Below are 23,440 nucleotides of genomic sequence, written 5' to 3'. Positions count from 1 at the left end.
TTATTCCTGTTTTTGAGGGCGCGACATCAAAAGATCCACCGCCTCTGCGACCTCTATTTTATCCTCTGACAACTGAACCACCACCTGCGTGATTGGCAAATCAATTTTCTGGTTTTTGGCCAAAGCCAAGGCGGCCTTTGCGGTAGCCACGCCCTCCACTGTGATCAAAGGGTCAAATTTTTTCTGCTGCCCCAGTGCGTGACCATAGCGATAATTACGCGACTTATCCGACATGCAGGTTAAGCTTAAATCGCCCAACCCCGACAGGCTTTCCATCGCGTGATCCCGCGCACCCAAAGACGCTGCAAACCGTTGCATTTCAACATATCCCCGAGCCATCAGCGCGGCACGGGCGCTATCCCCCAAACCGGCCCCAATCGTAATCCCGCACGCGATGGCGATCACGTTTTTCAACGCGCCTCCTAGCTCAGCTCCGGTCACATCAGTGCTGCGATACAGCCGCAAACTGGGAGTTGAGAGTTGCTCTTGCAGGTACAGGCCCGCAGCTGCATCCGCGCAGGCCAAGCTTAACGCCGTTGGCGAACCTGCAGCCAGATCCGTTGCGAAGCTGGGGCCGGTTAACACCGCAGCCTGCGCGTTTGGGGCCTGGGCTTCTAGCAAGGCAGAGGCCCCTTTCCCGGTTGCCAGATCGATACCTTTGCAACAGCTTACCAGATATTTAGGGGATTTCTTTTGGGGCAACGCGGAAAGAAATCCGCCAAGCTGCTGCATTGGAACAGCCAGCAGAACAATTTCGGCAGCGGCGCATTCAGCCAAATCAGCGGTAAGTTCAAGCGCCTCAGGAAACCCCATATTCGGCAATCGTTTTTGATTGCAACGCGCGGTTTGCATGTTGTGCAACTGCGCGGCATCCCGCGCCCATAACCTAACCCCGGGCCTGTGCTTGGCCAAGGCGATCGCCAAAGCCGTTCCAAACGCACCCGCTCCCAAAACCGAGATACTCATGCTTTCGGACCTTTTTTGCCTGCTCCGATCAAACTTGGCTGTCGGGTGTCCAACGGCCATCTGGGGCGGGCGGAAAGGTACATATCGTCGCGCTGCCCAAGGCGGTAAAGCTCTGCGGCTGCATAGGCGATCATCGCCGCGTTATCGGTGCATAGCGCCAGAGGCGGCGCCACAAAGCGCACCTTCATCGCCGCAGACACCTGCTGCACAGCCGCGCAAATCTGCCTATTCGCCGCTACACCCCCGGCCATGGCCAAGCATGGTTGCGGCGGTGCAGCGGCTAAATATTCTGTCAAAGCGCGTGTGGTTTTTTCCGCCAAAACATCCGCCACCGCGGTTTGAAAGCTGGCGCTCAGATCGCGCTGATCCTGTGGGTACAGCCCCCCCTGTTCGGCCAAAAGCGCATCACGGCTGCGCAAAACCGCGGTTTTCAAACCGGAAAATGACATATCGCACCCCGCCCGATCCAAGAGCGGGCGCGGAAACGAAAAGCGTTTGCCATCGCCAAGCAGCGCCGCGTTTTCAATGGCAGGGCCCCCGGGCTGCCCAAGCCCAATCAGGCGGGCCGTTTTGTCAAACGCTTCACCGGGGGCATCATCAATGCTGCCCCCCAGGCGGTGATACTGGTCCGGACCGGAAACAATCAAAAACTGGCAATGCCCGCCAGACACCAACAGCATCAAATAAGGAAAGGCAATTTGATCCGTCAGCCGTGGGGTGAGCGCGTGCCCCGCCAAATGATTCACCCCGATCAACGGTTTATCTGCGCCCAAAGCCAAGCCTTTGGCACACATCACACCCGACAATACCCCCCCGATCAATCCCGGGCCCGCTGTCACTCCAATGCCCGTGACATCTTGTAAATCACACCCGGCTTCCTCAAGGGCATTTGCGACGCAGAGATCCAGGCGCTCAGCATGCGCGCGGGCTGCGATTTCCGGCACCACACCGCCAAATGCCTCATGCAAATTTGACTGGCCCATCACGACCGATGATTTGATCTCAACCCGCCCCCCGGACGGGCAGGAAATCACGGCTGCCGCTGTATCATCGCAGCTGCTTTCAAGCCCGAGGAAAAGCGCCGACCGCGCCGAAATGTTTTCATCCATTGTCTCAAACATGTTGGGGGGGTAACATTCTAATCCATGACAAACAATATCTTGCCTCAAAGCCCAACGCTCTTGTTGACCCGGCCCCAAAAAGACGCACAGGCCTTTGCGCAAGAGGTTTTATCGCATCAGCCCGCCGCACAGATCTTAATCAGCCCGGTTCTTGACATAACCCCCATCGGCACCCTGCCAGATTTATCCGGCTATGCCGCGGTGCTTTTCACCTCGCGACATGCGGTCGCGTGTTTTGCGCACGCGCCTATCCCCAAAAAAATGACCTGCTTCGCCGTGGGCGAGGCCACCGCGGAGGCGGCAAAAAAATTGGGATTTTTCGTGATAAGCAGCGCAGGAGCTGCGCAAGATCTTATCCTATTGGTGCAAAAGACAGGGGCAGCAGGGCCACTTATCCACCCGCATGGGCAGCATAGCCGCGGCCAGATTGCTGCAACCCTGACCAAAAAAGGTATTCCCTGCACTGAATGTGTGATTTATGATCAAATTGAAACACCGCTCAGCCTTCAGGCCCGCGCTTTGTTCACCCAGCCACAAGCGCTGCTGGTTCCGGTGTTTTCGCCACGCTCGGCGCGGCTTTTGCAGAGCTATGGCCCGCTTCCTAATGGCAGCGAGATCATCGCGATCAGCCAAACCGTGGCCGCGTGTTTTTCCACGCAGCCGCATATCAAAACAACTGTCGCAACTCATCCAAATCGCGGTGCGATGCTTAAGGCTGTTTTACGCCGATTTCAGGATATGATGTTGATTGAGCCCAAGAATAAAGGCACATAATGGCGCAGAAAACCAAAGGAACAAAGGCCCTATTCGATGGTAGATAACACCGAGAACGCAAAGGCGCTTTCCCCCGAAAATGCGGCAAATGAACCTGTGCCAAGCGCCGATCGACCGGATAAAAAAACCGATGATTTTCCCGAAGAATTGCCCCGAGACAAGGTTCCTGAAGCGCCTTTTCATCCCGCCGCCCCGAAGGCCGATGCTTCAAAACCACCGCCAAGCCCCGCTGATAAACAGCCCAAAAATCAAGGCCATCCTTCACGCGTTACGGCGGCGATTACGGGGGCGGCAAGCGCAGCTGCCGTGATTGCTTTGGCATTTTTATCGGGCATTTTTATCACCCCATGGACGATGCCGCCCAGTGCAGATAAAAAATTTGAGGCAGATATCGCGGCGCTGCAAAACGATCTGCGCAACCTTAACACTGCGGCAGACAAACGGCGCGCAGAGGCAGGTCAAATGGCGCAGCAAATCAAAGATTTGAGCGATTACACTGCACAAATACCGCTTGAAACGCAAATTCAAGACTCCAACGCCACACTGCGCGCGCTGCGCGATGACGTGCAAAATTTACAAACCGCCTTTGGCGCTTTAAACGCCGTCAACACAACCCCATCTGCCCCAGCAGCGGTGCTGAGTGAGCTTGCAAGCACGCTCGACGCACAGCAAGCGCGTATCAACGCGCTACAAAAAACTATTGATGATTTGATCAGTCAAGACAAACTGAGCGCCGAGCAGGCGCAAAATCAACACCAAAGCCGTGAACTCATGCATTTGCTGGCTACCCTCGAAGACGCGCTGCGCGACAACCGCCCCTATCGGCAAACCTTACTCAAAATCAGCGCTTTAAGCGATCTGGCGATACCGCCGGCGCTTGAGCTTGGCGCCGATCAAGGCGGGGTAGATTTAGAGCAATTGAAGCAGCAATTTCCCTCAGCGGCGCGGCGGGCCTTGGCCGCAAGTGACCCCGCACAGCCCGCTAGCCTCAGCGCGGCCCGGCTGGGCGCGTTTCTAAAGCGACAATTGAATGCACGATCGCTGGCTCCACAAACGGGCACAAGCACGGATGCAATCTTATCGCGTGCAGAAGCGGCTTTGACCTCGGGCGACCTATCCACCGTATTGGCAGAGATTGCGGATCTGACGCCGGCACCAGCGGCTCAAATGGCGGCTTGGAAAGCGCTGGTAGAGCAGAAACTGGCGCGCCAGAATGCGCTGCTGTCTTTACGCCGGTTGATAGAGGGTTAAGATAGCCATTATGTTAATTTCACTGACAAAGATTTTATTATTTCTGGTCATTGTGGCTGCCTTAGCGCTTGGGGTTGCGTATCTGATTGATGGGCAGAACCTGATCTTAGGCAATGTGCAAGCCATCGTGGCGGGCACGGAATATACGCTCACACCGCTGCAGGCGGTGCTTGCGCTCTTTTTCTTCAGCATCTTGGTTTGGATTGGGTTGAAAATATTCGGGCTGCTAATCGCCGTTTTGAAATTTATCAATGGCGATGAAACCGCCGTCACGCGCTATTTCTTTCGCAACCGCGAGCGCAAAGGCTACCAAGCGCTGTCCGAGGGATTGCTGGCGCTGGCCTCAGGTGAAGGCACGCTGGCCTTGAGCAAAGCGGTGAAAGCAGAGCGCTTTCTGAACCGCCCCGCCTTGACCAATGTGTTGGCCGCGCAGGCCGCAGAATTAACCGGTGACCAACGCAAAGCCGAAGAGATTTACAAGCAGCTCATTCAAGAACCCAGCACCCGCTTTCTTGGTATTCGCGGCATTATGAAACAAAAATTAGCCGATGGAAAAACCGATACCGCATTGAAACTGGCGGAAAAGGCTTTCGCCCTCAAACCAAAACACGTTGAAACACAAGACACGCTTTTGGCTTTGCAAGCCCAAGCAAAAGATTGGAAGGGCGCGCGCCATACACTTGGCGCCAAGCTGAAACATGGCGCTTTGCCGCGCGATGTTCATAAACGCCGGGATGCGGTGCTGGCGCTTTCGCAGGCCAAAGACGTGCTCGGGCAGGGCCAAAGCATTGAGGCCCGCGAAGCCGCGATTGAAGCCAACCGCCTTTCTCCCGATTTGGTTCCCGCTGCCGTGATGGCCGCGCGCAGCTATCTAGACGCGGAAAAGCCCAAATATGCCTTAAGGGTGATCAAGAAAGCCTGGCAAGCCCAACCGCATCCAGATTTGGCGAGTATCTTCGCCGAACTGGCCCCAGAGGAAACACCGCAGCAGCGCCTCAAGCGGTTTTCAGTGCTGGAAAAACTTGCGCCAGCGCATCGCGAAACCCGGCTGGCGCTTGCCGAATTACACCTATATGCCGAGGATTTTCCAGCAGCAAAACGCGCCGTGGGCGCCTTGCTAGAGACCGAGGCTGATGCAAGAGTGCTTACCATTATGGCGGCGATTGAACGCGGTCAGGGCAGCCCAGACAAGGTGATCCGAGGCTGGTTAACCAAAGCCTTAGCCGCGCAGCGCGGCCCGCGCTGGGTCTGCGATAGCTGCCATGGGGTCAACACTGTTTGGTCCGCGACCTGTCAGCATTGCGAAGCCTTTGATACCTTAAGCTGGAGGCCCGCCCCCACAGAGGAGCTTAGCACATCAAACGGATTGGATATGGTGCAACTTTTGATGGCTGAGGCAAGTCCCGAGGCGGCTGAAGGGGACAAGCTAGATCCAGAGAAAGCGTTAGATGTTGACACCGCACCCCCTGAAAGCGCGGCAATCGCGCTATCCGAGCAAGCCCAAGAAAAGCCTGTAAATTGAGCTTTGCCTGATCTGATATATTCCTGTAAACCGCTTTTAGGGCCGGTGTAGCTCAGTTGGTAGAGCACGTCATTCGTAATGATGGGGTCGTAGGTTCAAGTCCTATCACCGGCACCAAATATGCAACTTAGTCATATGAAATCATTAATTTAATATTTTAATTTGAAGGAAGGTCCCAGGCTTAGTCCCACAAGCGGCTTAGGCCAGCTAGCGTGAACAAAACGTTAGAATCAAAAGAATTTCGATGGCGACAGATCCTACCATTTTAGCAGTCTGAGAAATGATAGGTTTGGTGAAATAAAATATAGAATTCACTCTGAAAAAGACGAGTTTTACATTGTCTGAAATCTAAGCAGCGGTTCGGATCGCACGTTAAAAAGTCGGCAAATTCCCGCACAGCAGTCGTTAGATAATCCCGCATCGAATGGCAGTACCGAGCCAATTGTGTTGAAAAACTCTTGCTTGATCGAATGGTCAATCGCTGATTCAATCTGTGTATTGGACAGGGGGATTTGCGATGTTGGGACCAAGGCAGGAGGCGCAGGCAGCACTGTTTTATGAGTTTTCGCTGGAAGATCACGTTCCCCAAAACCACCTGTTGCGTTCGATTGATCGGTTTGTTGATCTGAGGAGTATTCGTGCGCATCTTGCCGAGTTTTACAGCCATACTGGTCGCCCATCCATTGATCCTGAATTGATGATCCGGATGTTGCTTGTGGGCTATTGCTCCGGCATCCGGTCGGAACGCCGCTTGTGCGAAGAGGTTCATCTGAACCTGGCCTATCGCTGGTTCTGCCGCCTGGACCTTAGTGAGCGTATCCCGGATCATTCGACGTTTTCCAAGAACCGCCACGGACGCTTTCGCGAGAGTGACCTTCTGCGCCATGTATTTGAGACGACTGTTGCGCGCTGCATGGAAGAAGGACTGGTGGGCGGCCAAGGATTTGCAATCGATGCCAGCTTGATCAGTGCAGATGTCCAAAGACAGAACTCCAGCAACCCTGAAGACTGGGCAGCCCGTGTGGCCGACATCGATGACGCACCACGCGCGGTGCAGGAATATCTCGACACGCTAGACGACGAGGCCTTTGGTGCGGCCAGCACGACCAACCCCAAGTTTACTGCTCATGCTGATCCGGCCAGCCAATGGACTGCAGCGCGTAAAGGCCCGGCGTTCTTTGCGTATTCCACCAATTATCTGATCGATACAGATCACAGTATCATCGTTGATGTCGACGCCAGCCGTTCGAACAGAACCGCCGAGGTTGGAGCCATGCGCAAGATGATTGACCGGACCGAAGAACGCTTTGGCCTGAAGCCGGATTGGATCGCTGCTGATACGGCTTACGGTTCATCTGACAATCTTGTTTGGCTGGCACTCAAGCGACAAATCCTGCCCTTCATTCCCGTCTTTGATAAGGGTGAGCGCACTGATAGGACATTCTCCAGATCAGACTTCACATGGGATGATGAGAACGACCGCTATATCTGTCCTGGCGGCAAAGAGATGAAGCATACGCGACGCACCTATTCCGATCCCGCTCGGAACGCTCCAAAATGGAAAGCGCGCAAATACCGGGCCCTTAAATCCGATTGCATCGATTGCTCATTAAAAGCCAAATGCTGCCCCAAATCAGAGACGCGTGCGATTCATCGGGAGAAATACGAGATCGTCCGAGAATTTGCACGTCAATGCATTGCATCAGACTTCAATCAGACCGCTTCGAACCGACGAAAGAAAGTCGAGATGCTCTTCGCCCACCTCAAACGCATCCTTGGTTTGCCCAGGCTCCGATTACGCGGCCCATACGGCGTCCAGGACGAATTTACCCTCGCAGCAACCGCCCAAAACCTCCGAAAACTCGCTCAGCTCAAACCCATGGGACCAGCCGCAGGGTGAAAGGCAGGCTGGCTACGAACAGCCAAATGAAATCAACGTAGTAACCAGTATCAATGGCCCAAAAACAACGAGTTTTTCAACACAATCGGCGGAGAGCGGTCGTTCGCCGCGCATGCATAACCGTATCAACAAAGACCTAAAGCTGACCTTCGAGAGGGATTTGAAGCATGAAGGCTCGATGAGCCTAATCGCGCAATAACCAATTCCAAAAAACATCGACCGCTTTCGAACTTGGTTGGCTTGCCTTTCTTACCATGTGAATTTGCCGCTTTGTCGATGGACGCAGGGGTTTGACGCAAAGGTCATGCACGCCTTCGGGAAGGGACTGAGAGGTCACGATTGCGTTGCCCATACCTGCGCGGACAAGGGCGAGGATGGACTGCGTTTGCTGGATGCGATGTTTAATGTTTGGAAGTACGTTCGAGGCTTCGAACCAATCCAGAATGATTGGCTCACTCCCCGCCAGGGTCATCACAAAAGGTGCACTGCTGACGTCGGCGGGCGAAAGGTGTGACTTGGCTGCAAGTGGCGACGCAATTGGGATCAGTGCGACAAGTTCATCCGACGCAAAGGGGATCGCATCGAAGTCTTCAACCGGGTCGCCCAGCACCGCAACATCGACGTTACCAAGGACAAGATCCGCACGGGTTCTTTCGTCCGAACCTTCCACGATACTAACCGAAATGCCGGGATAAAGCCGCGCGAATTTGCTGAGTAGCGCAGGCAAGAGGCGTGCGGTTGCCGATGACCCAAAAGATCCAATCCGGACGACACCATCTTTGCCTTGCCGCAGTGCCCTGAGGCGGTCGCCAAGGGTTTGGATTGACCGGTCAATCTCGGCCGCATGTGCGATCACCAGCAGGCCTTCCTCGGTCAATGTCAGAGGGCGAGAATCCCGACGTAACATCTGCAGACCGATGGCTTTCTCGTATTTGCCAATCGAGCGGCTGATCGCAGACTGCGTGACACCAAGTGCACCTGCGGTCTGCGAAACGCTGCCTGTAGTATGGATGCTTTGCAAAGCCCGCAGCACGGCAAGAGAGGGTTCTGCTATCATGGAGTATGATTATTATTCATTTTGTTTTGATTAACAATACCAATAAAAAATAGAAAGTGAAAGACTCAAGGAGATGATATGTCAGAGCAAACCACCAAGACGGCCAAGCTTCCTGACGCTATCACGACGGCTTCAGCATGGCTGGGCGCTGACATGGCGTGCGACCCTGATGCTTGGCTTTACACTCTTACCGCCGAAGATGTCCGCGACCTTGAAGCCGCCGCGACACACTTTCAGGGCCTCGGCATTGATATCGGCGAGATCAGCAAACAGACCTTTCCCTTGACCACTTTCGCAGATCATCTCGACGGCCTGAAGCGGATTTTGCTTTCCGGTGTCGGGCTTGAGGTTTTGCGCGGCCTGCCCATCAAGAATTACTCCCAAGCATTTGCCGCCACGATCTTTTGCGGCATTGGCGCGCATATCGGAAGTGCACGGTCTCAGAACGCGGATGGGCATATTTTAGGGCATGTGCGCGATATTGGTGCGGATGCGAATGACCCAAACAGCCGCATTTACCAAACCTGCGAACGCCAAACCTTCCACACTGACAGCGCAGATGTGGTTGGATTGTTGTGCATACGTGAGGCGAAAGAAGGCGGCAAGTCCCTGCTGGTCAGTGCCGAAACAATTTATAATCGGATGAAACAGGCCCGCCCTGACTTGCTAGAAAAGCTCTTTGATCCAATTGCAACCGACCGGCGGGGCGAGATCCCTGAAGGGGCCAAGCCTTACATGGAAATCCCGGTGCTGAACTGGTACGAAGGCCATCTAACTGTCTTCTATCAGCGCCAATACATCGACAGCGCCCAACGGTTTGACGGAGCAATGCGCCTGACGCCCGAACATGTGGAGGCCTTGGATATGTTCGACACTTTGGCCAATGATCCTGAGCTGTGTTTTGGCATGCAGTTACAGCCCGGCGATATGCAGTTTGTCTATAACCATTCTCAGCTGCACGACCGCACCGGTTTCCTTGATTGGCCTGACCCAAGCCAACGCCGCCATCTGATGCGCCTTTGGCTGTCCATCAAAGGGGACCGTCCGCTGCCTGAGTGTTTCAAGGAAAGCTATGGGTCGATTGAGGTGGGAAACCGGGGCGGAATTATTACCAAACACACAAAGCTGCACGCTCCGATCGATTGAGCAAAGATAGGCTCGGCCATGACTAAGAACCCGTTTCGAAAATACTCAGACAAGCCGACCACCGTGGATGGCATTTACAGCCAGGCTGAAGTTGGCCTGGCCAATCGCAACAGCGGCATTTTGCTGGAGACGTTGGCGCTGGATATCACGCCAACGGGGGGACATTATCTGCTCAATCACTTTGATGTTCCTTTGATCGAGGGTAACTCCCACCGGTTGAAACTCTCTGGTCACTTCGAAGCACCTTATCAGCTGACGATGGCTGAAATCATGGCGATGCCTGCTGTGACCATGGCAGTGACCTTGGAATGTGCGGGCAATGGCCGCGCGGGTGTTTCGCCGCGGTCCCACTCCATGCCTTGGATTTATGAAGCGGTTGGCACCTCTGAGTGGACCGGAACCAAACTGGCCCCCCTGATCGCGCGTGGTTGCCCTGCCAGTGACGTGGTCGAAATCTCGTTCACCGGGGCCGACTATGGCTATGACATGGGTGAGCCGCATTTCTTTGGGCGCAGCCTAACGCTTGCCCAGATCGAGGAGCTGGACGTCCTTTTGGTTTACGCGATGAACGGCGCGCCTTTGCTGCCCCAACACGGTGCGCCCCTGCGGATCATTGTGCCTGGCTGGTACGGCATGGCGAGCGTGAAATGGCTGACTAATATCAAAGCTTTGAGAGAGCCTTATGATGGCTATCAACAGGTCAAAACCTATCGGTTCAAGACCCACAAGGATGATCCCGGTATCCCCATCCAAGATATCCGCGTTAAATCCCTGATGGTGCCACCAGGAGTTCCCGATTGGTCAACGCGCAAACGTTTTGTGCCCGCGGGTCAGGTTGAATTGGTCGGGCGCGCTTGGTCAGGCGGCGGGGTTGCCATTGACAAGGTCGAGGTTGAGATTGCCGGCGCGTGGAGGCATGCAGAGGTGTCAGAGAAGAAAGACCGATACGCATGGCAGAAATGGACCTTTATCTGGAATGCAGAACCTGGTGAGTATGCTTTACGATGCCGGGCAACCGACATGAATGGCAAAGTGCAACCGCTTGATCCACCATGGGATCAGGCAGGTTTTGCGAACAACTCTGCCCAAACTGTGCATGTGTTTGTCGAGTGATGACGATGAGCATTGCTGAAGTCGCCCAAGAATAAAACTCGCCAGTTTATCCTGGTGATAGAGTTTGTCTGACCAAGCATCGCGACGCTGCTGCTCCGAATGACCAGCCAAGCAGTCAATTGTCGAACGAAACATGGCTCGAAAGTGTTATTCTGATGAAGATGTGTTGAAGTTATTGCGCGAGATTGATGTTCATTTGCACGATGGTTTGGACGTTGTGAGTGCGTGTCGCAAAGCTGGGATTTCAGATAAGAGTTATTATTACTGGCGTAAGAAGTTTGGAGGCCTTTCTCGTTCGCAGATTTCTGAGATGAAATCGCTCAAGAAAGAAAACGAGCGCTTGAAGAAGATCGTCGCTGACTTGCAGTTAGACAAATTGATCCTGAAGGAGAGCCTTGATCATCTAAAACCGCGGGCCTGACGCGGGCTCAGCTTCGTCAGGCTGTTATTCATACGCGTCAAAGGCTGGATATTTCTGAGCGGCGTGCTTGCGCTGTTCTGGATGTAGCCCGCTCAAGTCTGCGCTATCAAGTCAAACCAGTAGATGACAACGAACTACGCTTGGCGATGATCCGGCTGGCCAAGCAATATGGGTGGTATGGTTATAGGAAAGTCACAGCCCTGCTGCGCATGGAAGGCTGGCGTGTTAACCACAAGAGGATCGAGCGCTTATGGAACGAAGAAGGTTTACAGCTGCCGCGCCGGCACAAGAAGCGCAAACGGCTTTATCATAAAGACAGCTCCATCATCAGGCTGCGGCCCACACATCCCAATCATATTTGGGCGATCGACTTTGTGCACGATAAGCTTAGCAATGGGCGCAGCTATAAAATGCTGACGGTTCTAGATGAATATACCCGTGAGGCGCTCTGCGTGGCAGTGCGGTCCAAAATGAATGCGAACGATGTTTTGGACGGATTGCACCCACTGTTTATGAAACATGGCAAGCCAGAGTTTATTCGCTCTGACAACGGACCTGAGTTCATTGCCACGCATCTACAGGACTGGCTGAAGAGGATCGGCATCAAACCAATGCAAATCTATCCAGGCAGCCCTTGGGAAAATGGGTATAACGAACGCTTTAACGGCACCTTGCGAAAAGAAGTGCTCAACGCAGAATGGTTCCACACCACACGGCAAGCCCAGGTCGCTATCAATGTTTGGCTTAGGCAATACAACCAGTTCAGACCTCACCATGCATTGAACATGCGCCCACCCGTCCCAGAAACCTTATTAGAGAAACCAAAAATCAATGGACGAATATAGGGGGCTGGACAGACGAACCAACAAGTGCCCTGGACGATGCTGCACAGGATAAAATGGTTGGCCAATTACAAGCGCTGCTAGCGACGACGACAATCGTTGTGATTACCCACCGCCCAAGTGTGTTTAAAAATGCAGACCAAATAATTGATTTTGGGAAGTTACAATGAAAAGTTCACCCATTAACCTTAAATCACCAACGCTGCACCTAACAATTTGGTTTACAATTACAGTTTTTGTCACATTGATAGCTTTGTCGTGCGTGTTCAAGGTTGAGGTAGTAGCAAGAGGTCAAGGGCGAGTTGTTCCAATTAGTCGTGTTCAGGTAGTCCAACCCGAATTTGATGGTAAAGTGACAGCCATCCATGTACGAAATGGCGACGAAGTAATCAAAGGCGATGTTTTAGTCGAGCTTGATACAACGTATAAAGACTGCTCTCCTTTTGGCACCGATGGACGGTAGGATTGACCAATTGAAAGTATTTACAGTTGGTGCGATTGCAATCTCTGGTGAAGAGTTTTTACGCGTTGTACCAAAAGATCAAGAGTTTGAGATCGAAGCCCAGTTTTCAAATAATAATATAGGCTTTATTAGTATTGGTCAGGTGGTTAATATTGATTTAGATGCGTATCCATCAGAAAGGTTTGGGTATTTAAAAGGCACTGTTACTGATGTGGCTGCCGACTCTTCCGAAATCGGTGATGGTAATTGGGCCTATATTGTACGTGTAAAACCACATTCCAGATACCTTAAGAGTGTGAATTATCTGCACAAAGCTCGGCCAGGTATGACGGGCCGTATAGACATAATTACCGACAAAAGGCGACTGATTAGTTATTTTTTCGCTCCTATTATTGAAGTGCTACAAAAATCAATTGGGGAAGCGTAGTATGCTAGAGTTGCGTAGATAAGAATTATACAAAACTTCCATTCATTTATTCGGCTATATTTAGTAAAAATGCTTCATATGAAGTTTCGAATGAGGCCTCAAAGGATGTTCGCCAGTCGCGGGATTGGCCTAAACTGATGTAAAAATCTATTAGGCTACTTCTTCCAACGCTTGCGATGAGTGGTTCAATTCGAGTTAAACCCGATTGAGATGTAGCCATTTTCATTTTTTTTCCATCTTGGTATATAAGATGGTACGAAGAAGGTAACTCTTTGGTTTCTAGAGAACTCTTTAAAATACGTTCAAAACTTTCTCTAGTGTGAACACTTGATAGTCCAATGTATTGTGCCGAACCCTCAAACAACCATTCTGGCCCCCAGAGCGTAAGCCGTTCTTCCGGTGTTTGTGGGGGGTGGGGGGAGAGCATCTGGAACTGAGCCGCGTGAAATAATTCGTGTGTAAGCGTACCTTGTAAATTCCCAAATTCTTTTCTTTCTTCCGTAGTGCTTGATTGGTCAGGTAGGGTTGTTTTTAGCCCTTTATACGGAAGGCAAATCAAAACAGTATTTGAATTTGCAAACCCCCCTACTTTTTTATTTTTTGGGCATGACATTGGAAATGCGTTTTCAAATGCTGCGCTTGCGGCCCCATTTGAGCTTGAAATATGGTTTAGTTCCACCCACTTTTCTTTTAAAAATTCTCTTTCTGATCCAACAACCAAATTGATCGGAAACGCAAGGAGGACTCCGTACTCTTTTTTTAGTCGAGAAAGTACAAGATCAGTAAGTGTATCTATACTGGCGGCGTTTATACTGGGTTCAATACTATAATTGACTGGAGATCTAAAAGAAGGCCAATCTAGCCTTAGAAGTGGAAACTTTAGCCCCAGAGAGCGGCAAATTATTGGTGCGGAAATTGTGTTTAAGTTTGAAAATACAAAGCGATCTTCATCAAGGTGCAGTTGTAGTTGATTAAAACCTGTTTCAGGTTGGTCTATATCCAGTTCAATTTCTAACCGCATTAGTTGCTTTCTAACACATTCCATTGCATTAGAACTAGCAGCAGCAGCTTCAGTAAAACCAATGAAAAAGGTTATAGTAATTATGCGAATTAAACTATGCATGATCATTCCTCCAGAGTTGTGTTATCTGCCCAGTTAGGGGCAGATAACTTTATATTAGCGACCGTCTGCGTCGCCGTATGTTTTGTCACCGGAATAAGCGTCGCCTTCATCAAATGTAGGGCGTCCGAATACGCCTTCTGGATCACTAAAATCGCAAGGAGAGCAATCCATTTCCCCGGCAATTGTGTTCGCTACACCGATGCCAGCTTGAGTCGCACCGCCGCCGCCGCCGCCGCCGCCGAAGCTGACAGGTGAGAACATATCATTCAAATCAATAGTATGACTTTTCATTTTTGTATTCCTTTAAAAATAAGCAAACCCGAAATGGGTAAGCCGTTACTCTAATTTTCGGGTAAATGACCCGACGGTTAATAGTTGAGATTATTAATTAACTCTCTCAACCGTATCACAGCAATCATCGAAGGATCACCGTAATTCTCTAATATCTCCAGAAATAACTAACGGACATGTTTGGGCTGTCTAAGGCATATACCTGATGAAACCATCCAGCAGGTTGTACCAGCAGTTCGCCCGGATTTAAGATCAAGTTGGTGGTTAAATGCCCGTTAGTTACTCAAGAAAAGCTTTCAAATTTCAGTGAAATTTCTGCTTCTTGTAAAATTCTGAAACTACTTTTCCTGCCATAGAGGCGAGATATACTCGGTGATCATTTCATACTGCCCAAGTATCTCAGCATCTGTAATTTCAAATACAGTTTTCTTTCGCAGCAACCGCTCCAGAGCGTTGTTCAAAAGGTTTTTTTTTGCCTTTCAGACAAGGCCTCAATTTTAGCACGCCCTCAAAAGCTTTACTTAAGAAAATGAAAATTAGAGTTTTTGTAGAAATTTTCACTAGACAAAAAAGAAAATTTAATTACAGATATCTCTGGTTTTGATACTTTTGGAGTGACTAAATGAAACGACTGATCCCGATCATATTACTTGTTCTTGTGAGCGCCTGTCGGGGTGACGATACAACGGCAAGTTCAAGTATTCCCGGACTTTCGCCACCTGCTGGTATTTCCGGCATTCCGTCTAATTAAAATTCAAAAGGTGATCAAGATGAACAAACTAAAATTAATTTTAGGGTGCATAGCCGCTTTATTTTACACCCCATCTTTTGCGGCTTTCAATGATGCTGGAACTGATTATTCAAACGCCTCTAGTTCAGTTTGGGTCGAGGATGCTTCAAATGATTTCGTAAGCATGGCCAAAAGTTTTGCCTGTCTAATTAAAAACAGCAGACCTGATCTCAACGCTAATAGTACATGGATAGCGTACGTTGATGAAACCGAATGCGGTTTGTCTGACGCCTCCGGCAAGGTTTTATCGAAGTCTATCTCAGTTTCGACACGGGCATCAGCAACATCTCCTCAGGAAGTGGTAGTTTACTTTGACAGCAGCGAGTCAAAAAGTAAGTTCATTGTAAACATTACGCTAAAGTCCGGTGCTGACACCACTCCACCATACGGTGTTTGGACATTCGCCTACTATATGTATGAGAATGGACAAAATCTAGGTACGACCTATACAAGCTCAGATTCTCCCGTAAAAGGCATTGTTGACGTTAAAGTGGATGGAAATGACATTGTGTTGCTCGGCTATGACTCTTTTGATGATGGAAGCGGCGAAGAGATAATTGCATCAAAATTCGGATATATCGGCGGCAGCACCGATACCGCAAAATTTATTGGTTATGTTCAGGATTCTAGCGGCAACAAGATTGGCATGACCGGAAAGACCTCTGCCAGTAATTACTACTCTGTCAGTGCGCCTCTGACAGCAGGAAATGAAATTAATTCTGGGGCCATATCGGCGGCTTGTTATAAAAGAGGCAATACATTTACGACCTCATATCGTTCCAAACTCTATAACGGTACAACCGGTGCGGAAATAAAGTTAACCGGGCCATTCCCATTCACAACCTCTAGCTCAAGAGGTTGGTTTGATCGGTGGGGAGTATGGGTAGAGGGCGGGTCTTCGTTTACTCCTAGTGCTTCAACTCTCAGTATAACAAGTGAAACAGATTCTTCATCTAAAACATTGCAGTGGGCCGCAGGCAGGTTGCTTGATGCGAATTACAAGCCGGTTTCGGCTAAGGAAACTTATGCATTAGCAGGCCCCGCTGGTACTGCATTTACTTGCGCTTCAAATTGTCTTGTTGGTGATTCCGGCAGCACAACCAAGGTTCCATTGACGTATAGTGCGATAAATGCCACATCTGAAAAAATACCGGCATATAAGGCTTCTGGTTCGGAAAGTTATATTTTTACTTCCCTCAATGCGCCATCCGGTTATGAAAAACTGATGCTATATCATGACTTGACTGGAAATGGTTTAACTTCGGACGACAAAGCAGTGCGCTTTGACTTTTCTACCGAATTTGCTGCGGGTAACAGGAAGTATGTTAATTATACAAATCCCGCTGCAGCTCAAGACGCATCATTAAATAATTACAATGTTTGGATGGTTTTGGCAGATAGCTCTTCAGCAGTTTTTAATTGGCAGGCGGGATCGGACCCATGGAACCATGCGACTGCTGCCATAAATTCAGACGCGTCCCTTTACGCAATGGATGATCCCATAGTATTCACTGTTCCAAGCTACGCTTTTGCTACGGATGATATGAATTCATTGGTGCCTACATTCACCTTTAAAACAAAGCAACCTTCAAATAACTCGACAATTTCAGGGTTTAAGTCTTGTGGAGCTGCAGATAGCGACGGTATCTCCACATGTACAATAACTGGCGCTAACCTTAACGGGTCAAGAAAATTTTCTTATAACGGAATGGAAGTGAGGTCTGAGGACGTTGATGATGAAGAAATCTATTTAAGTGAGAGTACCAACAATTGGTTTAAACCCTTGAATCTTAAGACCGGGACAACGGTGACCGACGCGATAGATTCAAATAAATCTTATGTGATTAAAAATTTAGAGTCTGGAGAGTATTTTATTCCTGAAGCTTCTGATACACTTTGCGCAGCAGATAGCCTAACATATAGTACTTTAAGTGCTTTGGGATATGATACGACTGACGTTCCCAGTTTATCCGACTACACTCTTCCGTCTCAAACTTGGGCTGATAAACCAAGCGAAACGGGTTTGGCTTGTATTGTTACAATGGGAGAAGCGGGAAGCGGCTGTTAAATTTAAATCAGCGGATTAATATTTATGACTTGGGCCTTCCCTTATGGGTGGGCCCTTTGTATTTTGAGGATCATTGGATTGTGAATAAAAAAGAGCGCCAACGTGAACTATAAGATTACCCGTTTGATAGTTTGTGTGTATTGCACTTTGATCTGCGTTTCTGCGAATGCTTCAAACGAGATTAATTACTTGCGTTTATTTAAAAACAATGTCGTGGCTCCACCCATAAAAAATTTGGGGTTGGTTGCCTATTATAGTTCCGATGAAAAACAATTTTTTTTGCTCGAGACCAAACACAATGGTGAGCTTTTTTTATTGAATATACTTGAAACTTTTCAGTTCGCGGATCAGGCGTTCACGCTTTTGAAATTTGAACACGATCTGCTCTATATCGAAAATGAACAAAAACAGAAGTATTCTGTTGCCTTCAACACTCGAGCAAAGAAAGAAGTACCGATGACATTAGATGTTTCGGTTTCGCCAAAAAAGAAGAAATCGGCATTTGATTTTGCAGATAATGAAAAGGCAATTGTCGTTTTTCGGGGAATTGCTGAAAGTATTGGTATTCCGAAAGTTATTTATTCACAATTTACAACAATGCCGTCTCAGGGACGAAGCAGAACGGGTAGGCCAGGTTGGCTTTTAGACGATAAGATACCCTCTTTACTTTTAGTTAACTCGCCTTTTGAACAAAACGATATTATTCTGTCTATCAACGGTATTCCCGCGAATGATTTAGAAAATTTGCAGTTGCATTTGTTGAATCGAAATACCCGCGATGTTTTTGAGGTGGAAATACAAAGAGATAAGAGGCTGAAAATGATAAGGATGAAATTGTAGTGTTTAAACAGCTTCTTTTAGTTATAGTTTTGACACTCCCTTTGAAAGCGTTTGCTGCGGACATAAAACTAATTGACGCGTCGCTTGGAGCTGCAGCGGCATATTTTTCGCAGTTGACCGGCAACAGTTATACGGTTCAATTTAAAACTGACGCTAAGATATCTATAGTTCGTGATGATCTCTCTGAAGCTACTGACATACACGATATTTTTTCTCATTTAGTTGTGGATTTGGGTGGTAAAATTGAGGAGATGGGAACAAATAGGTATGTAATCAAAGATCCTGCATCTGGTATTTCAGATAACGCAATTGTTTCTGTTGAGAGTGACATGGCGGTAGATAGTCTCGTGAGACTGGATTTAGAAAGACGTATTTCAAAACCTGGTATTCGAGATCTAATTGCAAATATAGACAGTTTAAATAGCGTCATCGTTCTGTCGGACGATTTGTCTGATGACAGTATTTTGCTGTCTGGACCAGAGGATAAAATTAAGAAAATTCAGAAAATGGTTGGATCGTTAAAGGCGCTTCCTCCCAAACAAATTCCTATTATCTCAAAGGCTGATGAGAATGTTGTTATCGCTTCAAAGGACATTCAAATGGAGCCATCCATTGAAGAAAATATCATGGTGGTGGTTGATTTAAGCTTTGCAGATTCTCAAGAGCTTGTTGAAGCCATAAAAGCTTTAATGGGCGGTACTACCATTGGACAAGATTTGAATATATCTGCGCACGCCAGTGCCAATCAGGTTATTTTGTCCGGTTCCCAATCTGGTGTCAAACAAGTTCTTGAAACGATAAACCAGTTGGATCGCGCCCCCAGGCAAGTCTATGTAGATGCGATAATTGCCGAGATTTCCGAAGATACAACAAAACGCCTTGGTCTGCAGTTTTCGGTTAATAATGGTAATCTAAGTGCCAGCTTGGTTTCCGGTGTAACGGGATTAAATATCGGGTCTCTTGCTAATGATCAGTTCCTTGCAACTGCTGCAGGTGGCGTTTTAGCGGCGGGCGCTGGCGCCAATTCAGTGCCTGATATTGGGGTTATGCTTGCGGCGCTTCAAGGTGATAGTGATAACCGCATATTGGCAACACCCAGTTTAATGACAACTGAAAATACTGAGAGCTCTATTCTTGTGGGGCAAAATGTTCCCTTTATTACGGGAACTTATTCAAACCAAAGCGGGGATGCGTCATCTCCATTTCAAACGATTAAGCGTGAAGATTTGGGAACCATTTTAAAACTTAAACCGAAAATCGGCTTAGATGGAAATATTTTGATGGAGATTTGGCAAGAAATTTCACGTATTGATACAAGCGCGACAGGTTTAAGCGATGTTGCAACTGTAAAAAGGCAGATTTCAACCGTTGTTAGCGCAAATGAGGGGGAGACTATTGCGATTGGCGGTTTGCGGATTGAGCAGCAAGAAATTAACGTTTCGAAAGTTCCCGTTCTTGGTGACTTACCTGTTTTCGGAAATTTATTTCGACAGGAAACAACTAAATCTGTAAGTCGAAACCTTGCAATTTTTTTACGTCCAACCATCGTGACAGCGAACAAACAAAGATTAAAAATAGTTAAAAGTTGGAGTGAAAAAATGGGTGATAAACTTTTTGAATATTCCGATGAGAAAACAAAATTTTTTGACCCAGAGCCTATCGGTCCGAAATCAGATATTAAAATGTTGCGTCCTTTCAAGAAACCAGTCGTACAATGATAGAAGCGATCGATTATGAAAAGATCTTCGCCTTGGGCATAAAGCTAGATGAAACTGAACGGCCAGTAAAAATATATGTTCCACCTGAACTTTCAAAGATGATCAAGCATGAATTGAGCTACATTTTTCAAGATGATATTGCTTTTGTAAAAGATCAAAGTGATATTAATAATTCGCTTGTTGATGAGCCATCTGACAGCATCACCATTTTTTCAGAGGCAGATAATTTTGTTGCAAACCGAGAATTCGAAAAAAGCGTGGAAGTTGCTTTAACTGCCAGCGATGAGCATGACACGCCGATCATTAAGCTTTACAATAATCTTATTGGCCTAGCAATTTCGAGGGGAGCGTCTGACCTTCACATAGATCCCAGTGAAACAAAGCTAAGTATTCGCGTCCGTATCGACGGCGTCATAACTACGTTAGCAGAATTAGACCATCGTGTCGCACAAATGCTTATTGCTAGGATTAAACTGCTGGGAAATTTGGACATCACTGAAAGACGTCGACCACAAGATGGTCGTATGACTGTTCGAAACCGAGGTACTCAAATTGATGTCAGAATTGCAGCGCTTCCGGTTCAGGATGGTGAGCGCATCGTTTTGAGGTTTTTCTCCAGCCAAATTGGGCAAGTTGATTTGAATGAAACAAGCTTGTTACAATGCCATAAAGCTGAAATTTTGCGAGCGGTTTCAAAGCAATCTGGACTGATATTGGTTTGCGGTCCAACGGGTTCAGGAAAAACCACTACAATTTATAGCATTTTGAACTCGTTGCGTAGGCGAGGTTTAAATATAATGACCATCGAAGATCCAATCGAAATCAAACTTGATCACGTTGTTCAGAGCCAAGTGAATGAGGATGTTAACTTTTCATTTTCGGAAGGACTGAAGTCCCTTTTACGAAATGATCCAGACGTTATTGTGGTTGGCGAGATCCGAGATGGTGAAACCGCTCAGATCGCAGTCCGTGCAGCGATGACCGGGCACTTGGTCATTTCAACTGTCCATGCGAATTCACCTTTAGGGGCTATCAAACGCTTAATGAATTTAGGTGCTGATAAGTCATTGCTGGCAGACTCGCTTTTAGGAGTATTTTCCCAACGTTTGGTGCGTTTATATTGTAAAACATGTCAGTCTGTATCAATTTTAAATGAAGCCCATAGCAGCAGTTTGCCCACGCATTTTGATGGGTGTGAACAGTGTTACTTTACCGGTTTCCAAGGGCGCCAGCCCGTTATGTCGCACTTAGCAGTCGATGAGGATATTCGGCATAAGATTGAAACAGGTCAAACCATTCCACGCGTAGAGGACACAATGTATCACGAAGCGCATGCTTTACATCTAGCTGGCGAAATACCCTTTTTTGAAGTTCTCCGGGTACAAAATAACTAAAATGCCCCTTTATGAATACATAGGTCAATCTTTGAATGGAGCCGTGTCTGGTCAAATTGAAGGAGTAAGTAAAACTGCTGCTAAAGAGAGTCTAAACGCCATTGGGATTACCGTAACGCGTATTCAAGCTTCTCAGACGTTCAAAGTTAAAGTTTTTTGGAAGTTTTTAACGCTATTAAATATATTGTTAATACAAAAGGTAGCCTTGCCTGATGCGTTAAGTTTGTTAATTTTGCAGGAAAACAATAAAATAGCGCATGCTTCGAAAGCCGTATCTCAGGGTATTTCTGCTGGGAAAGAGATCGCGGAGGCCATTTCGGATACTTTTCCAGATATTGACCCTAAACTTCTCGCAATGTTAAAAATTGGAACAAAAAATGCAGGATTTTCTACTGCGGTTACTCACATTCTTGAGAACAGAAAAAAAAGTGAAATTTTAAAACAGAATATCAATAAAGCCATTGCCTATCCGTTATTTGTTTTCCTTATAACAATTGTAGTGATGGTTGTTTTATTTGATACGATTTTACCCGAATTCAAAGATATTACAAATCTTGAAAGCGCATCTAGCCTTTCAAGACTTATATTATCATTTGCGGGTAAGGGGTTTTCGAGCGTTTTGTTTGTACTTTGGGTCACGATCTTTGGACTGGTTTTAGTTGTGTTTAGTAAAACTAATAAGCGGATTCGACTCGCTTTTGATTATTTTGTGTTTAAATTTCCTTTGCTGCATAAAGTTAGCAAAGGGTTCGCTCGGGGAAGCTTTTGCGAAGGATTGGCACTAGGTTTATCTTTGAATGTTGATTTAAAAAGAGTGATCGAATTTAGTACGAGTACTGTCCAAAATTCCTATGTAAAAGGACGTCTTGATAAAATAAATGATTGCTTGTTAGAAGGGCAGACTCTCGAAGAAGCCCTTCGGCGGACAGGCATATTCATGTCAATGCAACTTGCACAAATTGGTATTGCGGAAAAAACGGGATATATTGCAGAGACAATTTGTGAATTGTCAAAAGCTGATTTAGAGGCTCGTATGCAGCGGATTTCCATTTGGAGTCAGTTCATCGGTCCCATTGCCATTTTATTTCTTGGTTTCATTATAGCACTTGTTGCTATATCAATTTTATCACCAATGATGGATCTTCAGATGTCAGTGGATTGAAAATGAACAAAAAAAGATTGGCGGCTTTCACGCTTATTGAAATTCTGGTCGCGCTCACTATTATTGGAGTTTTGTTGTCGTTTGTGGCGCCTATGGTATTGAAGAGACCTGATCAGGCACGTCAACTCAAACTTAATAACGATTTTATGGCGATCGAAACGGCTTTAAGTCTTTATCAACTTGATAATAGTCAGCTTCCTTCGTCGGATATGGATATAAGTGTTTTATTTTCTGATACTGCGACGTCTGGTGGATATCTAAGCAAACAACCCGTTGATCCGTGGGGAACACCCTATAGGTTTGCCTTTGAAAATGGAGTAATAAAAGTACACTCAGCGGGTAAAAATAAGTCTTTTGACGATGAAAACGGATCTGATGATGTTTTTAGCAAAGGCTTGCAATAAAAAGCTTCGCCATGTTGATGCGTTTAGTTTGATTGAAGTGCTTGTAGTTTTGGCCATTATTGGAATTTTGCTCACAATGACAAACTCTCCAAAGTTGATAAGCTTATTTCCAACCAAAATGGATACCTTAGAACAAGATATCCAAGATAAAATTATGAGCGAACTTATGAAGCAATCGCTGGCGCCAAAAGAAAAAGTAAAAAGTTTTACTCTGAGTCCACCCTGTAATAATACTACAATACGGATTGGCGCTGGCGGTTTGGTGGAAGCTTTACTATTCGAATGCAAATCTCTGCAATTTAGAGTCAATGAGGCAGGGGGAGTACTTCGCTATGAAGCAGAATAGGCTTTCAGGCTATATATTATTAGAGTCTATCATTGCTCTTGGTGTTATGATGCTTACGATTTATCTATTTTGGGATAATATGAATAATCGTAAAATTATAACTGAACGCTTATTAGAAACTTTAGCCATCACTCGCCTAGAGCAAAATATTTTTGTTCTGGATCAATCTGTGGACCTTCGAACCGTGATTGATATTGCAAGCTATCAACCACTCATTGTAAAAGATTTAAGTAAGTTTTCGGTTACTTTAGTCAACAGCAATGGCGACGACATTGTGATTATCAATGAGTAAATTTAGTGC

22 protein-coding genes, 1 tRNA gene and 1 pseudogene are annotated in these 23,440 nt (G+C 47.5%); 18 read left to right on the top strand and 6 right to left on the bottom strand.

Annotated features, from left to right (window positions below):
* The gene (locus tag GN241_17395; protein ID XAT58978.1) at window positions 1-1,026 is read right to left on the bottom strand and encodes an NAD(P)H-dependent glycerol-3-phosphate dehydrogenase; all 1,026 of its coding nucleotides are present in this window, start codon (window positions 1,024-1,026) and stop codon (window positions 1-3) included.
* Window positions 963-2,075 carry a tRNA (adenosine(37)-N6)-threonylcarbamoyltransferase complex transferase subunit TsaD gene (gene tsaD, locus GN241_17390; protein XAT58977.1) on the bottom strand — a complete coding sequence of 371 codons (1,113 nt, stop codon included), beginning with the start codon at window positions 2,073-2,075 and terminating at the stop codon, window positions 963-965. Before tsaD ends, GN241_17395 begins: the two co-directional genes overlap by 64 nt.
* 36 nt (window positions 2,076-2,111) lie before the next feature.
* On the opposite strand from tsaD, the gene GN241_17385 reads away from it, so the two are divergent.
* The 5 genes from GN241_17385 (at window position 2,112) to GN241_17365 (ending at window position 7,534) form a co-directional block, all read left to right on the top strand.
* Entirely contained in the window at window positions 2,112-2,861 is a 750-nt protein-coding gene (locus GN241_17385; GenBank protein ID XAT58976.1) for a hypothetical protein, read from the top strand.
* A gap of 36 nt (window positions 2,862-2,897) precedes the next feature.
* The gene (locus GN241_17380) at window positions 2,898-4,112 is read left to right on the top strand and encodes a hypothetical protein (protein ID XAT58975.1); all 1,215 of its coding nucleotides are present in this window, start codon (window positions 2,898-2,900) and stop codon (window positions 4,110-4,112) included.
* Between the two features lie 10 nt (window positions 4,113-4,122).
* The gene (locus tag GN241_17375; protein ID XAT58974.1) at window positions 4,123-5,634 is read left to right on the top strand and encodes a heme biosynthesis protein HemY; all 1,512 of its coding nucleotides are present in this window, start codon (window positions 4,123-4,125) and stop codon (window positions 5,632-5,634) included.
* Between the two features lie 41 nt (window positions 5,635-5,675).
* Window positions 5,676-5,751, top strand: a tRNA-Thr gene (locus GN241_17370).
* Between the two features lie 400 nt (window positions 5,752-6,151).
* Entirely contained in the window at window positions 6,152-7,534 is a 1,383-nt protein-coding gene (locus GN241_17365; GenBank protein ID XAT58973.1) for a transposase, read from the top strand.
* Between the two features lie 184 nt (window positions 7,535-7,718).
* On the opposite strand, the gene GN241_17360 is transcribed toward GN241_17365, so the two are convergent.
* The gene (locus tag GN241_17360; protein ID XAT58972.1) at window positions 7,719-8,591 is read right to left on the bottom strand and encodes a LysR family transcriptional regulator; all 873 of its coding nucleotides are present in this window, start codon (window positions 8,589-8,591) and stop codon (window positions 7,719-7,721) included.
* Window positions 8,592-8,669: 78 nt separating this feature from the next.
* On the opposite strand from GN241_17360, the gene GN241_17355 reads away from it, so the two are divergent.
* From GN241_17355 to GN241_17335, 5 genes and pseudogenes are all read left to right on the top strand, one after another.
* Window positions 8,670-9,737: a TauD/TfdA family dioxygenase gene (locus tag GN241_17355; GenBank protein XAT58971.1), complete on the top strand. Its 1,068-nt coding sequence runs from the start codon at window positions 8,670-8,672 to the stop codon at window positions 9,735-9,737.
* Between the two features lie 18 nt (window positions 9,738-9,755).
* Window positions 9,756-10,850 carry a molybdopterin-dependent oxidoreductase gene (locus GN241_17350; GenBank protein ID XAT58970.1) on the top strand — a complete coding sequence of 365 codons (1,095 nt, stop codon included), beginning with the start codon at window positions 9,756-9,758 and terminating at the stop codon, window positions 10,848-10,850.
* Window positions 10,851-10,983: 133 nt separating this feature from the next.
* A pseudogene (locus GN241_17345) lies at window positions 10,984-12,116 on the top strand (IS3 family transposase).
* A gap of 163 nt (window positions 12,117-12,279) precedes the next feature.
* A complete protein-coding gene (locus GN241_17340; protein XAT58969.1) occupies window positions 12,280-12,576 on the top strand; it encodes a biotin/lipoyl-binding protein in 297 nt (98 codons plus the stop codon).
* Window positions 12,557-13,003: an HlyD family efflux transporter periplasmic adaptor subunit gene (locus GN241_17335; GenBank protein XAT58968.1), complete on the top strand. Its 447-nt coding sequence runs from the start codon at window positions 12,557-12,559 to the stop codon at window positions 13,001-13,003. Before GN241_17340 ends, GN241_17335 begins: the two co-directional genes overlap by 20 nt.
* Window positions 13,004-13,049: 46 nt before the next feature.
* On the opposite strand, the gene GN241_17330 is transcribed toward GN241_17335, so the two are convergent.
* From GN241_17330 to GN241_17320, 3 genes are all read right to left on the bottom strand, one after another.
* A complete protein-coding gene (locus tag GN241_17330; protein ID XAT58967.1) occupies window positions 13,050-14,126 on the bottom strand; it encodes a hypothetical protein in 1,077 nt (358 codons plus the stop codon).
* A 54-nt stretch (window positions 14,127-14,180) separates the two neighbouring features.
* A complete protein-coding gene (locus GN241_17325) occupies window positions 14,181-14,417 on the bottom strand; it encodes a hypothetical protein (protein ID XAT58966.1) in 237 nt (78 codons plus the stop codon).
* Window positions 14,418-14,565: 148 nt separating this feature from the next.
* Window positions 14,566-14,673: a hypothetical protein gene (locus GN241_17320; protein XAT58965.1), complete on the bottom strand. Its 108-nt coding sequence runs from the start codon at window positions 14,671-14,673 to the stop codon at window positions 14,566-14,568.
* Between the two features lie 514 nt (window positions 14,674-15,187).
* Here GN241_17320 and GN241_17315 point away from each other — a divergent pair.
* From GN241_17315 to GN241_17280, 8 genes are all read left to right on the top strand, one after another.
* Window positions 15,188-17,275, top strand: a complete 2,088-nt coding sequence (locus tag GN241_17315; protein XAT58964.1) for a hypothetical protein — start codon at window positions 15,188-15,190, stop codon at window positions 17,273-17,275.
* Window positions 17,276-17,377: 102 nt separating this feature from the next.
* Window positions 17,378-18,115, top strand: a complete 738-nt coding sequence (locus GN241_17310) for a hypothetical protein (GenBank protein ID XAT58963.1) — start codon at window positions 17,378-17,380, stop codon at window positions 18,113-18,115.
* On the top strand, window positions 18,115-19,833 hold the full coding sequence (locus GN241_17305) for a hypothetical protein (protein XAT58962.1): 1,719 nt from the start codon (window positions 18,115-18,117) through the stop codon (window positions 19,831-19,833). Before GN241_17310 ends, GN241_17305 begins: the two co-directional genes overlap by 1 nt.
* Window positions 19,830-21,227, top strand: coding sequence for a type II secretion system protein GspE (locus GN241_17300; GenBank protein XAT58961.1), 1,398 nt, complete (start codon window positions 19,830-19,832; stop codon window positions 21,225-21,227). Before GN241_17305 ends, GN241_17300 begins: the two co-directional genes overlap by 4 nt.
* A gap of 1 nt (window position 21,228) precedes the next feature.
* Complete coding sequence (locus GN241_17295) at window positions 21,229-22,389, top strand: hypothetical protein (protein ID XAT58960.1); 1,161 nt, start codon at window positions 21,229-21,231, stop codon at window positions 22,387-22,389.
* A 2-nt stretch (window positions 22,390-22,391) separates the two neighbouring features.
* Window positions 22,392-22,793 carry a prepilin-type N-terminal cleavage/methylation domain-containing protein gene (locus GN241_17290; GenBank protein XAT58959.1) on the top strand — a complete coding sequence of 134 codons (402 nt, stop codon included), beginning with the start codon at window positions 22,392-22,394 and terminating at the stop codon, window positions 22,791-22,793.
* On the top strand, window positions 22,750-23,139 hold the full coding sequence (locus GN241_17285) for a prepilin-type N-terminal cleavage/methylation domain-containing protein (GenBank protein XAT58958.1): 390 nt from the start codon (window positions 22,750-22,752) through the stop codon (window positions 23,137-23,139). The genes GN241_17290 and GN241_17285 overlap by 44 nt, the downstream gene beginning before the upstream one ends.
* Window positions 23,126-23,431, top strand: coding sequence for a hypothetical protein (locus GN241_17280; protein ID XAT58957.1), 306 nt, complete (start codon window positions 23,126-23,128; stop codon window positions 23,429-23,431). Before GN241_17285 ends, GN241_17280 begins: the two co-directional genes overlap by 14 nt.
* Window positions 23,432-23,440: the final 9 nt, after the last annotated feature.

The organism is Rhodobacteraceae bacterium IMCC1335 (assembly GCA_039640495.1).
In the GTDB taxonomy this organism is placed as follows: domain Bacteria; phylum Pseudomonadota; class Alphaproteobacteria; order Rhodobacterales; family Rhodobacteraceae; genus Thalassovivens.
The sequence above is the reverse complement of the archived record's forward strand: the minus strand, read 5'-3'. Positions and strand labels throughout refer to the sequence as shown.

Excerpts from the sequence above, each read along its gene's own strand:
- GN241_17395 (XAT58978.1), bottom strand. The coding sequence starts at position 1,026 with ATGGCCGTTGGACACCCGACAGCCAAGTTTGATCGGAGCAGGCAAAAA.
- tsaD (XAT58977.1), bottom strand. The coding sequence starts at position 2,075 with ATGGATGAAAACATTTCGGCGCGGTCGGCGCTTTTCCTCGGGCTTGAA.
- GN241_17385 (XAT58976.1), top strand. The coding sequence starts at position 2,112 with ATGACAAACAATATCTTGCCTCAAAGCCCAACGCTCTTGTTGACCCGG.
- GN241_17380 (XAT58975.1), top strand. The coding sequence starts at position 2,898 with ATGGTAGATAACACCGAGAACGCAAAGGCGCTTTCCCCCGAAAATGCG.
- GN241_17375 (XAT58974.1), top strand. The coding sequence starts at position 4,123 with ATGTTAATTTCACTGACAAAGATTTTATTATTTCTGGTCATTGTGGCT.
- GN241_17365 (XAT58973.1), top strand. The coding sequence starts at position 6,152 with ATGTTGGGACCAAGGCAGGAGGCGCAGGCAGCACTGTTTTATGAGTTT.
- GN241_17360 (XAT58972.1), bottom strand. The coding sequence starts at position 8,591 with ATGATAGCAGAACCCTCTCTTGCCGTGCTGCGGGCTTTGCAAAGCATC.
- GN241_17355 (XAT58971.1), top strand. The coding sequence starts at position 8,670 with ATGTCAGAGCAAACCACCAAGACGGCCAAGCTTCCTGACGCTATCACG.
- GN241_17350 (XAT58970.1), top strand. The coding sequence starts at position 9,756 with ATGACTAAGAACCCGTTTCGAAAATACTCAGACAAGCCGACCACCGTG.
- GN241_17340 (XAT58969.1), top strand. The coding sequence starts at position 12,280 with ATGAAAAGTTCACCCATTAACCTTAAATCACCAACGCTGCACCTAACA.
- GN241_17330 (XAT58967.1), bottom strand. The coding sequence starts at position 14,126 with ATGCATAGTTTAATTCGCATAATTACTATAACCTTTTTCATTGGTTTT.
- GN241_17325 (XAT58966.1), bottom strand. The coding sequence starts at position 14,417 with ATGAAAAGTCATACTATTGATTTGAATGATATGTTCTCACCTGTCAGC.
- GN241_17315 (XAT58964.1), top strand. The coding sequence starts at position 15,188 with ATGAACAAACTAAAATTAATTTTAGGGTGCATAGCCGCTTTATTTTAC.
- GN241_17300 (XAT58961.1), top strand. The coding sequence starts at position 19,830 with ATGATAGAAGCGATCGATTATGAAAAGATCTTCGCCTTGGGCATAAAG.
- GN241_17295 (XAT58960.1), top strand. The coding sequence starts at position 21,229 with ATGCCCCTTTATGAATACATAGGTCAATCTTTGAATGGAGCCGTGTCT.
- GN241_17290 (XAT58959.1), top strand. The coding sequence starts at position 22,392 with ATGAACAAAAAAAGATTGGCGGCTTTCACGCTTATTGAAATTCTGGTC.
- GN241_17285 (XAT58958.1), top strand. The coding sequence starts at position 22,750 with ATGAAAACGGATCTGATGATGTTTTTAGCAAAGGCTTGCAATAAAAAG.
- GN241_17280 (XAT58957.1), top strand. The coding sequence starts at position 23,126 with ATGAAGCAGAATAGGCTTTCAGGCTATATATTATTAGAGTCTATCATT.